This window comes from Arthrobacter sp. Bz4, assembly GCF_003075455.1.
GTDB lineage: Bacteria > Actinomycetota > Actinomycetes > Actinomycetales > Micrococcaceae > Arthrobacter_D.
Genome location: NZ_QDAE01000034.1, coordinates 1 through 12,894, shown reverse-complemented (window position 1 = coordinate 12,894; position 12,894 = coordinate 1). Strand labels below are relative to the sequence as shown.

At 65.2% G+C, this 12,894-nt stretch carries 10 protein-coding genes, 2 tRNA genes and 2 pseudogenes; 11 read left to right on the top strand and 3 right to left on the bottom strand.

Annotated features, from left to right (window positions below):
• Positions 1-181: 181 nt before the first annotated feature.
• Both DDA93_RS15235 and DDA93_RS15230 read left to right on the top strand, forming a co-directional pair.
• The gene (locus DDA93_RS15235) at positions 182-1,558 is read left to right on the top strand and encodes a cystathionine beta-synthase (protein WP_116779217.1); all 1,377 of its coding nucleotides are present in this window, start codon (positions 182-184) and stop codon (positions 1,556-1,558) included.
• Between the two features lie 21 nt (positions 1,559-1,579).
• Positions 1,580-2,737, top strand: coding sequence for a cystathionine gamma-synthase (locus DDA93_RS15230; RefSeq protein ID WP_116779216.1), 1,158 nt, complete (start codon positions 1,580-1,582; stop codon positions 2,735-2,737).
• 100 nt (positions 2,738-2,837) lie between these two features.
• Here the strand turns inward: DDA93_RS15230 and DDA93_RS15225 are convergent, their stop codons facing one another.
• A complete protein-coding gene (locus tag DDA93_RS15225) occupies positions 2,838-3,290 on the bottom strand; it encodes a hypothetical protein (RefSeq protein WP_116779215.1) in 453 nt (150 codons plus the stop codon).
• Position 3,291: 1 nt separating this feature from the next.
• Positions 3,292-4,466: pseudogene (locus DDA93_RS15220) on the bottom strand (amidohydrolase).
• Between the two features lie 93 nt (positions 4,467-4,559).
• Between DDA93_RS15220 and DDA93_RS15215 the strand changes: the two are divergent.
• The 9 genes and pseudogenes from DDA93_RS15215 to DDA93_RS15180 form a co-directional block, all read left to right on the top strand.
• A pseudogene (locus tag DDA93_RS15215) lies at positions 4,560-5,100 on the top strand (SDR family NAD(P)-dependent oxidoreductase); the annotation flags it as partial.
• The gene (locus tag DDA93_RS17150; protein WP_347693913.1) at positions 5,059-5,310 is read left to right on the top strand and encodes an SDR family oxidoreductase; all 252 of its coding nucleotides are present in this window, start codon (positions 5,059-5,061) and stop codon (positions 5,308-5,310) included. The pseudogene DDA93_RS15215 and the gene DDA93_RS17150, both read left to right, overlap by 42 nt.
• Positions 5,311-5,451: 141 nt before the next feature.
• The gene (locus DDA93_RS15210; RefSeq protein ID WP_116779214.1) at positions 5,452-6,882 is read left to right on the top strand and encodes an ATP-binding protein; all 1,431 of its coding nucleotides are present in this window, start codon (positions 5,452-5,454) and stop codon (positions 6,880-6,882) included.
• The gene (locus DDA93_RS15205) at positions 6,879-7,550 is read left to right on the top strand and encodes a response regulator (protein ID WP_116779213.1); all 672 of its coding nucleotides are present in this window, start codon (positions 6,879-6,881) and stop codon (positions 7,548-7,550) included. Before DDA93_RS15210 ends, DDA93_RS15205 begins: the two co-directional genes overlap by 4 nt.
• A gap of 20 nt (positions 7,551-7,570) precedes the next feature.
• Positions 7,571-8,215, top strand: a complete 645-nt coding sequence (locus DDA93_RS15200) for an MOSC domain-containing protein (protein WP_116779212.1) — start codon at positions 7,571-7,573, stop codon at positions 8,213-8,215.
• 397 nt (positions 8,216-8,612) lie between these two features.
• On the top strand, positions 8,613-10,487 hold the full coding sequence (locus DDA93_RS15195; RefSeq protein ID WP_116779211.1) for a DEAD/DEAH box helicase: 1,875 nt from the start codon (positions 8,613-8,615) through the stop codon (positions 10,485-10,487).
• 129 nt (positions 10,488-10,616) lie between these two features.
• A tRNA-Thr gene (locus DDA93_RS15190) sits at positions 10,617-10,688 on the top strand.
• A 59-nt stretch (positions 10,689-10,747) separates the two neighbouring features.
• Positions 10,748-10,821: transfer RNA gene (locus DDA93_RS15185), tRNA-Met, on the top strand.
• A gap of 824 nt (positions 10,822-11,645) precedes the next feature.
• Entirely contained in the window at positions 11,646-11,933 is a 288-nt protein-coding gene (locus tag DDA93_RS15180; protein ID WP_116779210.1) for a hypothetical protein, read from the top strand.
• Here DDA93_RS15180 and DDA93_RS15175 read toward each other — a convergent pair.
• On the bottom strand, positions 11,930-12,894 hold a 965-nt coding region (locus DDA93_RS15175; protein WP_279325280.1), incomplete at its 5' end, for an SGNH hydrolase domain-containing protein. The genes DDA93_RS15180 and DDA93_RS15175 overlap by 4 nt on opposite strands.

The following is a 12,894-nucleotide window of genomic DNA, read 5'->3' as shown; positions in this document are numbered from 1 at the left end:
GGATGTCGCTATCGGATGTCCAGGTTCCTCACGGATTCGGTGGAGGGCAGCCGGTTCACGGGCAGGCAGCGGGTAATGGCGCATACGGGCAGCCTTTCCCGCCCGTGGTCGAGGCCCGTTGAAGTACCCGGCGACTCGGCGGAGTCCGGGAACGGGAGGACTTCGCGGTAACTTTGTAGGTATGAAGTATGCGAATTCGATAGTGGACCTGATCGGCAACACCCCACTGGTCAAACTGAACAGCGTGACCGACGGTATTGCCGCCACAGTCCTGGCGAAAGTTGAATATCTGAACCCCGGCGGGTCGATCAAGGACCGTATCGCCGTGAAGATCGTCGACGCAGCCGAAGCCGAGGGAAAGCTCAAGCCCGGCGGCACCATTGTGGAACCCACCTCGGGGAACACCGGCGTGGGTCTGGCCCTCGTAGCCCAGCAGCGCGGGTACCGGTGCGTGTTTGTGGTGCCGGACAAGGTGGGCGAAGACAAGCGGAACGTCCTCGCCGCGTACGGCGCTGAGGTAGTGGTCACCCCTACCGCTGTGGCCCCCGACAGCCCCCAGTCCTACTACGGTGTCTCCGACCGGCTGGTCCGTGAGATCCCCGGTGCCTTCAAGCCGGACCAGTTCTCCAACCCGAACGGCCCACGGAGCCACTACGAGTCCACCGGCCCCGAGATCTGGAACGACACCGAGGGCAAAATCACCCACTTCGTCACCGGCGTGGGCACCGGCGGCACCATCAGCGGCACCGGCCGTTACCTCAAGGACGTGAGCGCTGACCGCGCCAGCGGCCCCGTCCGCGTCATCGGCGCCGACCCTGAGGGCTCCATCTACTCCGGCGGCACCGGCCGCCCCTACTTCGTCGAGGGCGTCGGCGAGGACATGTGGCCGGACGCCTATGACCAGACCGTCGCCGACGAGATCCTCGCCGTCACCGACGCCGAGTCCTTCGTCATGACCCGCCGCCTCGCCCGCGAAGAGGGCCTGCTGGTTGGCGGCTCCTGCGGCATGGCGGTGGTCGCCGCGCTGCGGGTGGCGAAGAACCTCACCAAGGACGACGTCGTCGTTGTTATCCTGCCCGACGGCGGCCGCGGCTACCTTGGCAAAATCTTCAGCGATGACTGGATGAAGTCCTACGGCTTCATGGAGAGCGGCGACGAAGCGACCGTCGGCGAGATCCTGCGCGCCAAGACCGGCAACATGCCTGACCTGGTGCACACCCACCCCACCGAGACCGTGCGCGACGTCATCCACATCATGAACGAGTACGGCGTCTCCAACATCCCGGTCCTCTCACAGGAACCGCCGGTGAAGATGGGCGAGGTGCTCGGCTCGGTGGATGAACGCCTGCTCACCGACAAGCTCTTCCACGGTGAAGCGAAGCTCACCGACAAGATCTCCCTGCACATGAATGACAAGCTGCAGTTGATCGGTTCGCTGGAGTCGGTGGCCACCGCGCGGGAGCGTCTGGTGGACTCCGACACGCTGATGGTCACGTTCGTTGGGTCACCTGTGGGAATTCTGACGCGCCACGACTTGCTGACCTATATGAGTATCTGACTTCCCTTTATAAGGAGCATCATGACGCACGCCGAGAACCAGGGCTTCAACACCCGGGCCATCCACGCCGGGCAGACGCCCGATCCCACCACCGGATCGGTCATCCCCCCGCTGTACCAGACCACCACGTTTGCCCAGGACGGCATCGGGCAGCTGCGCAACGGCTATGAGTACGGCCGCGGCACCAACCCCACGCGTGATTCGCTGCAGACGCAGCTCGCCGCGCTGGAGGGTGCCACCCACGGCTTCAGTTTCTCCTCAGGCCTCGCCGCCGAGGATTCCCTGATCCGCGCGCTGCTGGCACCGGGCGACCGGATTGTCATGGGCAACGACGTGTACGGCGGCACCTACCGCCTGATCGACCGCGTCCTGTCCCCGTGGGGGATCAGCAACCAGGCCGTGGACATGTCAGATCTCGACGCCGTCACCGCCGCCGTGGGCGACAACACCGCCATGGTGTGGGTGGAGACGCCGTCCAACCCGATGATGAAGATCACCGACATTGCAGCCGTCGCGAAGATCGCTCACGACGCCGGTGCCATCCTCGTGGTCGATAACACCTTCGCGACGCCGTACCTGCAGCAGCCGCTCTCCTTCGGGGCCGACGTCGTGGTCCACTCCACCACCAAGTACATTGGCGGGCACTCCGACGCCAGCGGCGGAGCGGTGATCACCAGCAACGAGGAGATCGCCGAGAAGGTGGGCTTCATCCAGTTCGCGGTCGGCGCCGTCTCCGCGCCGATGGAAGCGTGGCTGACGACGCGCGGCCTGAAGACCCTGGGCGTGCGGATGGACCGGCACAGCTCCAACGCCCGCGCCATCGCCGAGTGGCTGCAGGGCCGCCCCGAGGTGGAGGACGTCTTCTACCCGGGCCTGCCCAAGCACCCCGGCCACGATCTCGCGGCAGCCCAGATGAAGGACTTCGGCGGCATGATCTCCGTGTCCTTCATCGGCGGCGAAGCGGCGGCCCGCCGGGTGGCCGAATCCACCCACGTGTTCACCCTCGCCGAGTCCCTGGGCGGCATCGAGTCGCTGATGAACTACCCGTCGGCGATGACCCACGCGTCAGTCGCTGGCACCGAGCTGGCCGTGCCGGAGAACCTGATCCGGCTCTCCGTCGGCATCGAGGACATCGAGGACCTGATCGCTGACCTGGAACAGGCCTTCGCAGCCCTCTAGAGCTCTTTGACGCCCAGACACAAAGAAAGCCCCCGCAGCCGAAACTGCGGGGGCTTTCCTGTGTCTAACCCAGCTCTTTGTGTCTATCCGAAGAACCAGACTAGGACCGTTTGAACGGGCTCAGGGTCCGGCGGATCAACCGGCGGTACTTGTTCTCCGGCTTCGCGTCGATCTTCTGGAACCAGGCGCTGGTGGGCGGCAGCCACAGCGGGACAATCGCCAGCAGCATCACCACCGACACCACCGAGAGCCCCGGCGTGCCGCGCAGCAGCACCGGCAACCCGACGATGATCCCGATGGTGGTCAGCAGCTCCCGTGCACTGCGCTTCCCGCGCCGGAGCCGGAACACCAGGAACAGCTGCAGCAACCCCAGCGCCCCCAGAATCGCACCGAGGCCCAGCAGGCCCGTCCGGTCCTGTTCCTGCAGTTGAGCGTTCCCGATGAACGACGCCGCCGCCACCAGAAACAGCGCCGCCACCACCAGCCAGACGACGACGGCAACGTTCAGCGTCGCCGGCCGGGCCGGAAGCGGGGTGCGCGGGGTTCTGGGCATGTTAACCGCGGGGGACAACGACGCCGGAGCGCGTGTCGGCGTCGTACGTGTAGACCGGGCGGCCGCCAATCCAGACGGTCAGGGCCCGCTGCATGACGTCCAGCGGGTCACCGCTCCAAAGCACGACGTCGGCGTCCTTGCCCACCTCCAGGGAACCCATCCGGTCCGCCAGGCCCAGCACCTTGGCCGGGTTGATGGTGATAGAGCGCAGCGCGGTCTCCCGATCCAGGCCCTCCTTGATGGCGAAGGTGGCCTGGTGGATGAGGAAGTTGATCGGGATGACCGGGTGGTCGGTGATGATGGAGATTTCCACGCCCGCCGCGGCCAGCTTGCCCGGGTTGGCGATGGAGCGTCCGCGCAGTTCCACCTTGGACTTGGTGGTGAACAGCGGGCCGATCAGCACGGGGATGCCGCGTTCGGCCAGGACGTCGGCCAGCAGGTGGGCTTCGGTGCCGTGGTCCAGGACCAGCTCGTAGCCAAACTCGTCGGCCAGCCGGATAGCGGTGGCAATGTCGTCGGCGCGGTGCGCGTGCTGGCGCCACGGGATTTCCCGGCGCAGCACCATGGCGAGCGCCTCCAGCTTGAGGTCGCGGCCGTTCTCGTCGGCCTTGCCCATGTAGTTCTGCGCGTCCATAAACGCCTTGCGGATGATCATGGCGACGCCGAGCCGGGTGGAGGGGGTCTGCTTCTTGTCCCCGTACACGCGCTTGGGGTTCTCGCCGAGGGCCGACTTCAGGCCGCTGGGGGAGCGCAGCACCATTTCCTCCAGGTACCGGCCGTGCGTGTGGATGGCGACGGCGAGCCCACCGATCGGGTTCCCGGAACCGGGGTTCACATTCACGGCGGTGATGCCGCCGGCCAGGGCGTCGTCGAATCCGGGGTCGTACGGGTTGATCGCGTCGATCGCGCGGACGCCCGCGGTGACGGGGTCGGTCATCTCGTTGGTGTCGTCGCCGGCCCAGCCTTCGCCCTCTTCATGGGTGCCCAGGTGCACGTGGCGTCGATCAGGCCCGGCAGCAGCCACTGACCCGCGGCGTCGTGAATCTCGGCGCCTTCCGGGATGGCAATGTCAGCACCCAGCGCAGCGATCTTGCCGTTCTCAAGCACCACCGAACCGTCAAACGGCTCACCCTCGATGGGCACTACGTGGGCGTTGATGATTGCTGTGACAGTCATGTGTGGTGACCTTTCGGCAGGGAATGTTGTGATCTCCAACCTACCGTGCCCGCCTAGACTGAACACCGACCGGCAACTGAAGGGCACCCACCCATGGCACGTAAAGCAGCACTCATCACCGGCGTTGGACGCACCGCAGGGCTCGGCGCCGGGTTCGCCCGCCGGCTGGCCGTTGACGGCTGGGATCTGGCCCTGAGCTACTGGCACCCGTACGACCAGCGGGTCAACGCCACCACCAACCCCGCCGCCGAAGTGCAGGAACTGATCCCCGAGCTTGAAGCCCTCGGCTCCCGGGTGGTCGCCCTCCCCGGCGACCTGGAGAACTCCACCACCCCAGGCGAACTGGTCAGCTCCGCCCGCCAGGAACTCGGCACCCTCAGCGGCCTGGTGCTCTCCCACTGCGAAGGCGTGGACTCGGGGCTGCTCACCACCTCCATCAAGAGCTTCGAACGCCACTTCGCTGTGAACGTCCGCGCCTCCTGGCAGCTGATCAACGCCTTTGCCCTGCAATGCAACGACGACGGCGGCGCCATCGTGGCCCTCACCAGCGACCACACCGTGGACAACCTGCTACGGGTCCTCCAAGGGGGCGCTGGACCGTATTGTCATCGCCGCTGCCCGGGAACTCGGCGACCGGCGGATCAGCTCCAACGCCCTCAACCCGGGCCCGGTGGACACCGGCTGGATGTCCGACGACGTCCGGCAGGCTCTCACTGCGCGTCAGCCCACCGGGCGGCTCGGCACTCCCGCGGACGTGGCCGGGGTGGTGGCGTTCCTGCTGTCCCAGGACGGCCGGTGGATCAACGGTCAACTGATCAAGGCCGACGGCGGGTTCTCCGTCTAGCGCGCACCACACGCCGGTGCCGCCGAAACCCTGACAGAATGCTCGCATGTCAACAACGTTGCCCAGCCGGCTGGGTCCGGTGGGCGGCCTGCGGGTGGGGATCGGGTTTGCCCTGGCCCTAGTGCTGCCGCCACTGCTCGAATGGGTCATGTACACGGTGGGCAGCGACTTCCTCGCCGTGGACGTGATGGTGCAGCTGGCCGGGGTGATCGCCGTCGCCTGGTGGGTGGGCTGTGGCCGGCACTGCTCGCCGCGCTCTTGGGCACCCTGGTGCTCAACTACTTCTCCACAGCCCCCGTGGGCTCGCTGGAAATCACCGACCCGCAGAACCTGTTCACCCTGATCGTGTTCATCGGCGTCGCCGTGGCCGTGTCCCTGGTGGTGGGCATGGCCGCCGACCGGTCCCGCGAAGCCGCCGCCGCCACCGCCGAGGCCGCGACGCTCGGCGAGCTGGCCCGCGGGGTCCTCGCCGCTGAAGACACCCTGCAGGGATTCCTCGCCCACGTCCGCACCCACTTCGGGGTGCCAGCCGTCGCCCTGTTCGAGCGGACCGTCCCCGCCGCGCAGCCCACCCTGATCAGCCAGGACACGGGGCAAGACACGGGGCAAGACACGGCGCAAGGCACCGGGCAGGACGCAGGGCAAGACACCGCAGCCCCCCTCACCCTCGACGCCGCGGACACCACCGAGACCCTGCCGGACGGGCTGGTCCTCGCCCTCTACGGCAGAACCCTCACCGGCCGGGACCAGGGCCTGCTCGCCGCGTTCGGCACCCAGCTCACCGCCATGCGCCAACGCCAGGAGCTGATCACCAGCACCCAGACCAACCGGCGCCTCTCCGAGGGCAACGTGATGAGGACCGCCATCCTGCGCGCTGTCTCCCATGACCTGCGCACCCCGCTTGCCGGGATCAAGCTCGCCGTCAGCAGCCTCCGCCACGACGCCGTGCAGCTCCCCAAGGAGGAGGAAGCAGAGCTCCTCGAAACCATTGAGGACTACTCGGACCGCCTCGACGCGCTGATCAACAACCTCCTGGACATGTCCCGGCTCACCGGTGACGCCGTCACCCCGCACCTGCGCGCCGTGCATTGGGTGGACGTGCTGCCCGGCGCCCTGGTGGGCCTGCCGGCGCAGCGGGTGCGGGTGGAGGTCCCGGGCAACCTGCCGCCGGTCACCGCCGACCCCGGCATGCTGGAACGGGTGATCGCCAATCTGGTGGAGAACGCCCACAAGTACGCCGGGGGTGAGGACATTGTCATCACCGGATCGGTGGAGGGCACCGTGGGCACAGCCGACGACGCCGTTCCCGCCGGTGAGCTGCGCATCGTCGACCACGGTAGGGGAGTGAACGCCGAGGACGCGAGCTCCATCTTCCAGCCCTTCCGCCGCGCCACCGACGCCCCGGCTGGCGCCGGTGTGGGGCTGGGCCTCGCCGTAGCGAAGGGGTTTACCGAGGTGATGGGCGGTGAGCTCACCGCCGGCCCGACGCCGGGCGGCGGGCTCACCCTGCGGGTCCGGTTGCCACTGGCCACCGGCCACGACACCGGCCGCGATGAGGGGGCCGACGCATGACCACGGTCCTCATCGTCGACGACGAGCCCATGCTGCTCCGGGCCCTGCAGATCAACCTGCGGGCCCACGGCTACCGGCCCATCACCGCCACCGACGGTGCGTCGGCGCTCGCCGCCGCCACCGAACACCGGCCGGACATTGTGGTGCTGGACCTGGGGCTGCCGGACATGGATGGCATGGAGGTCATCGCCCGGCTCCGGGAGTGGACGGCCACGCCCATCATTGTGCTCTCCGCCCGGCACGGGTCCGATGATGTGGTGGACGCGCTCGACGCAGGTGCCGACGACTACGTGACCAAACCCTTCGGGCTCGACGAACTGCTGGCCAGGCTGCGGGCGGCCAGCCGCCGCGCCGTCGCCCCCGCCGCCCCGATCATCACCACCGAGCACTTCACCCTGGACACCGGCGCCCGGAAAGCCTTCACGGGTGAGACCGAGGTGCGGCTGACGCCCACCGAGTGGAAGATCGTGGACCAGCTGGTCACCTATCCGGGCCGGCTGATCCCGCAACGTCAGCTCCTCCTGGAAGTGTGGGGCCCCGCGTACGCCAAGGAACTGCAGTACCTGAGGGTCTACCTGAACCAGCTGCGCAAGAAGCTGGAGCCCGATCCCACCCGGCCCCGCTACTTCATCACCGAAAGCGGCATGGGCTACCGCTTTGAGCCCTGACAATCCCTAGGATGGATGCTATGACCACAGGTTCCCTGCTCGCTGTCTGCACTGTTCATGAGCTGCTGCCCACCAAGGATTCCACCGGTGTGACGGCCATCGACAAGCGCGCCGTCGACGGTCCGGTCGCGGTCCACAAGCTGGGCCTCACCGGCGACATCCAGGCCAGCCGCAAACACCACGGCGGCGAATCGAAGGCCCTCTACGCCTACTCGCAGCAGGACGCCGACTTCTGGGATGACCAGCTGGGCCGCACCATGAGCCCGGGCATGTTCGGCGAGAACCTCCGGGTGGACGACATCGATGCCAGCCACGCCGTCATCGGGGAGCGCTGGCAGGTGGGCGACGACGTCGTGCTGGAGGTCACCGCGCCCCGCACCCCCTGCGTGAACTTTGCCCGCTTTGTGAAGGAACCCGCCTGGGTGCGTCGGTTCGCCGAGGCCAACCGGGTGGGCACCTACCTGCGGGTCATCACCAAGGGCAAGATCCAGGCCGGCGACACCGTCACGGTGCTGCAGCGACCCGAGCACGGGATCACCGGGCACCAGGTCTTCGCGGGGCTCGACGTCGACGCCGCCCAGCAGCTCCTCGTCGCCGAGAAAGAGGGCGTGACGCTGAGCCCCGAGATCCACAAGGTGGTGGCGTCGATCCTTCGACGCGCCTGACCGGCAGAAGAAACTCAGCTCAAGAACGAACATGTGTGAACCGGCACGTCACAGCCCTGTGTGGGCAGGCTCACGCGCGGTCGCCGTCGTACCGGGTGCACCGCCGTATCACCATGCAGTACACTTGAAATATCCCCCACACCGGTATTCCCTTTATTTTCCACCCCCTTTGCTGGGCTGGATAGGTTGTGTTGGGGCTCGCAGAGTAAGCATGCGGGCAGATTCATCAGGGAGCGCCGGCTAGAAGAAAACGTCATACAGACCGCTGAGATAGCGGCCACCACGTATGACGCGAAGTCCTGCCGCGGGATTGAAACAGTGCCGGATTTCTTTGTTCATCGGCTGTGATCTTCCTTGGATCTTAGCTGTCCGGCATCTACCTGAAGGTCAATCCCTCATGCCTGAAAATTACTCTCAAGAAACCCTTGCAGCTCCCGACGCCGTGGACGCTCCCGTGAATGGTGAAGCTCCCGACGCTGACGAAATCAAGTTCACCGACTTCGGTCTTGACGGCCGCGTGCTCGCAGCCCTCAGCGATGTCGGCTACGAAAAGCCTTCCCCCATCCAGTCGGCCACCATTCCGGTGCTGCTGGAAGGGCGCGACGTCGTCGGCCTGGCGCAGACGGGTACCGGCAAGACCGCAGCATTCGCGATCCCCGCCCTGTCCCGCATGGCCGAGCTGGCTGACCTGAACGGTCCCAGCAAGTTCACGCAGATCCTGGTGCTCGCACCAACCCGTGAACTGGCGCTGCAGGTAGCGGAAGCGTTTGCTTCCTACGCCAAGCACATCGACAACTTCACGGTTCTCCCCGTTTACGGTGGAGCTCCTTACGGCCCTCAGCTGGCCGGCCTGCGCCGCGGTGCACAGGTAGTAGTAGGAACCCCCGGTCGCGTGATCGACCACATCTCCAAGGGATCCCTCGATCTGTCCAACCTCCAGTACCTGGTGCTGGATGAGGCTGACGAGATGCTCCGCATGGGCTTCGCCGACGACGTCGAGCAGATCCTCTCCGGTACTCCTGACGATAAGCAGGTGGCACTGTTCTCGGCCACCATGCCGAGCGCCATTCGCCGCATCGCGTCGAAGTACCTGAACAACCCCGCCGAAATCACTGTCAAGGGTAAAACCTCGACCGGCACCAACACGCGCCAGCGCTTCCTGCAGGTCATGGGCCCGCACAAGCTGGACGCCCTGACGCGCATCCTTGAGGTTGAAGACTTCGACGGCATCATCGCGTTTGTGCGCACCAAGATGGCAACCGAAGACCTGGCGGACAAGTTGCGTTCACGGGGCTTCCAGGCTGCAGCAATCAACGGTGACATTCCTCAGCAGCAGCGCGAGCGGACCATTGAGGGTCTGCGCGACGGCAAGTTCGACATTCTGGTAGCCACCGACGTTGCGGCCCGCGGGCTCGACGTGGAGCGCATCTCCCTGGTGGTCAACTACGACATCCCTCACGACACCGAGTCCTACGTGCACCGCATTGGCCGGACCGGCCGCGCGGGCCGTTCGGGTGACGCCATCCTGTTCATCACGCCGCGGGAGAAGTACCTGCTGCGCTCGATCGAGAAGGCCACCCGCCAGCCCGTCGAGCAGATGCACCTGCCATCCTCCGACGCCGTCAACGCGTTGCGGATGAACAAGTTCGCCGAGAAGATCACCGAGACCATCGCTACCGAAGATGTCTCGATCTTCCGTGACCTGATCACCAGCTACGAGACCGAGCACAACGTGCCCGCCTCCGAGATCGCTGCAGCCCTGGCCGTCATGGCGCAGGGTGGCAACCCAATCCTGGTCAAGGACATCCCGGTGGCACCCGCAGGGCAGAAGGAACGCGCTGCAGGCCGCAAGGACGGCTTCGGATCACGTGGACCCACACGGAGCCTCACCGAGGGCAACGCGACCTACAGGATCGCTGTGGGGCGTCGCCAGCGGGTCATGCCGGGCTCGATTGTCGGTGCTATCGCCAACGAGGGTGGCCTGTCCTCAGCGCAGATCGGCGGCATCGACATCCGCGCCGATCACACCCTGGTGGAGCTGCCAGCTGATCTGTCGAAGGATCAGTGGCGTGCACTGTCCAAGACCCGTATCGGCGGCGAGCTGATCCACCTGGAGCTGGACAAGGGCCGCAAGCCCTCAGGCGACCGGGACGGCTTCAAGAAGCCGTTCAAGAAGCGTGAAGGCGAAGGCGGCGGGTTCAACAAGGACCGTAACGAACGTCACGGTAAGGGTGCCGGAGCCGGTACCACTCAGCGCCGTGACAAGTGGTAATTTAGTAACCGATTGATTTCGTCAGATCCCCGGTTTTCCGGGGGTCTGACGGTGAAATCGTGGCCCGGCCCAGGCGGTTGGGACCCGATTTCGTGTAGGTGGCAGAAGCTGGTAAAGTTTTCTGCTGTTGCCCCCCTAGCTCAGTGGTAGAGCGCGTTCTTGGTAAGAACGAGGTCACCGGATCGATTCCGGTGGGGGGCTCTCAAATGAGAGACCCGTAAGCAGGCCAAAACGGCCCGGCTGCGGGCACACTCATTTGTGGCGGTGTAGCTCAGCTGGTTAGAGCGCACGACTCATAATCGTGAGGTCCCGGGATCGAGTCCCGGCACCGCTACAGACAAAACCCCCGGAAGCCTTCGTTGGCTTCCGGGGTTTTTTGGTTAGATGGATGTCTGCCGAGACTCCGCTTCGTGGGCAGTAGCTGGTCGTGCTTTCGGTAATGCGCTAGGGGACCTAGGCTTCGATCTCGATGCCTCGAGGTCGTGGGTCTGGACATCTTCCGGACCTCCCGCCTGTCGGGCGAGATCATTTATATCTAGCCTGGTAGCTAACCTTGCCCGGCGCCTGCGGCAAGGTTATTCGCATTTCATCCGGATCTCTCACCTGACGACGAACATTCATTTATGGGGTTGCGTCGGCCACGGCTTGGAATCCTCCGGCCGGGCTAGCGGTGAACGCATACTTGGGGACCAAGGGCGATTGAGGGCTTCACGACGCATCACGGACTATAGGGAATAGGTGCGCGGGCGTGCGGCTGTGGAAGAACGGGCATAGCGGTGTTCCCCTCGCGGGTGGAGACGAAAACATCGCGCTGGCATCTACTTACGCTGATCAGTCCCACGCTACGGTGACGGCCAGCCGCAGCGTTCGATGGCCGCGGGGCGAAGACGCAGACGAATGTTGGCCGCGCTACAGGTACCAGCGGCTATCTGATAATCATTGCCAGCTCGATGCTCACTGAGAGGCACCTCAATGATCCCTACCAGTTGGTCGGGACTCACAATAAGATTAGCGGCAACCAGTTCAGCATGAACGAGCCGAACATGAGTGTTGGCTACCCCTCGTTTGCCGCCGCAGTATCCCTCGGTATTTACGGGCAGCCCGGGTATTCGAGGGATATTGGCTTTTACTCGGGCAGCTCTTCGCGTTGGATCATCCGTGCCTCTGCAGGCGACCGAATCAGGGTGGGGCAACGCTGGAACGAACCTGGACTTTATTGCCCGAACCGACGCGGGCGGTCTTCTTTCGACGCCGATAAGTATCGAACGCGCAACCGGCCGGGTTTCCTTCGCCTATCCGGTGAAGGTCCCTGCGCTAACAACGGCGCAGCGCCCCGCCCCGGGCGGTACTGCCGGGGCGGGGATGCACATGTTCGATACCACCCTCGGGAAGCCGACTTGGTACGATCGGAGCAACTGGCGTGATGCCTGCGGTACCTCGGTTTAGCGTGCGTCCTGGTCCCTCATCAGGTCAGGGAAAGCTTCCCTGAGTCCGTCCGTGAAGTGGCTGCTGAGGGTTCGTGCGTAGGTCGCTGTGAGGTGGTTGTCGTCCCTGTAGACCAGGATTCCTTCGATGACGGCCGGGCAAGTGGTGTCGTTGCAGAGCGCTGGAGTGAGGTCGATGATGTTGACTTCCTGATTCGCCTGGGCAGCCAGCATCTCGGGCGAATCACCCCAGAGGACGTCTCCGCGGGGAAGGGCGCACGCGCTCAGGTTCTCGGCGTTGCTAGCGACACAGTCGGGGACCTGAGTGTCTGGGCGGGGCGTAGCGCGGACCGACGCGACTGGAATCCCTGCATCCTGGAATCGCTGCCACGACGAATTCAAGCTTTCGGCTAGTGCCGGTCGGCTCTCATCGAAGCCAAGGGTGATGCCATCAGCGAAAACCCGGTATCGGCTCATCATGGTGATTACTGCGGCTGGTGGCTCCGAGATCAGTCTCTCGGTGACGTTACCTACCCACTCGTTGCATTCCGTATAGGGGGTTCCCTGGAACTCGGTTGGAACCGTGACGATAGGGCACGCACCTTTAGTGTAAGTATCCAGCCGAATACCCGCCTGGGCAGCTGCGGTGCTCAGCCCGGGTGCGACCATGGCCGCATGCGAATCTCCGATCAGCGCAATAACTGTGGACGACCGGGTGTCGCCATACGAACAGACTTCCGGCTCGATTGACTCGCGGTTGAGCATGCATCCGGTCTGATTGATGGGAGGAACATCGTCCGCAGCGTTGACAGGTATCGGCGTGATTGCTGAGAAGGCCTGCTCAACTTCTAGGAGTTTCCCGTCGGCAAGTAGTTGCGCACCTATTAGGGCGGCAGGCTCGTCTCCTACCGGTGATTGAACGAACTCAACCGCTGAGGGCGGTGGAGGTGGGGCAATCGAAACGGCGAGCAGCGATGCCGGGA

Coding starts and splice junctions, on each gene's coding strand:
- DDA93_RS15230 (WP_116779216.1), top strand. CDS start 1,580: ATGACGCACGCCGAGAACCAGGGCTTCAACACCCGGGCCATCCACGCC.
- DDA93_RS15200 (WP_116779212.1), top strand. CDS start 7,571: ATGACCACAGGTTCCCTGCTCGCTGTCTGCACTGTTCATGAGCTGCTG.
- DDA93_RS15210 (WP_116779214.1), top strand. CDS start 5,452: ATGGGTCATGTACACGGTGGGCAGCGACTTCCTCGCCGTGGACGTGAT.
- DDA93_RS15195 (WP_116779211.1), top strand. CDS start 8,613: ATGCCTGAAAATTACTCTCAAGAAACCCTTGCAGCTCCCGACGCCGTG.
- DDA93_RS15235 (WP_116779217.1), top strand. CDS start 182: ATGAAGTATGCGAATTCGATAGTGGACCTGATCGGCAACACCCCACTG.
- DDA93_RS15205 (WP_116779213.1), top strand. CDS start 6,879: ATGACCACGGTCCTCATCGTCGACGACGAGCCCATGCTGCTCCGGGCC.
- DDA93_RS15225 (WP_116779215.1), bottom strand. CDS start 3,290: ATGCCCAGAACCCCGCGCACCCCGCTTCCGGCCCGGCCGGCGACGCTG.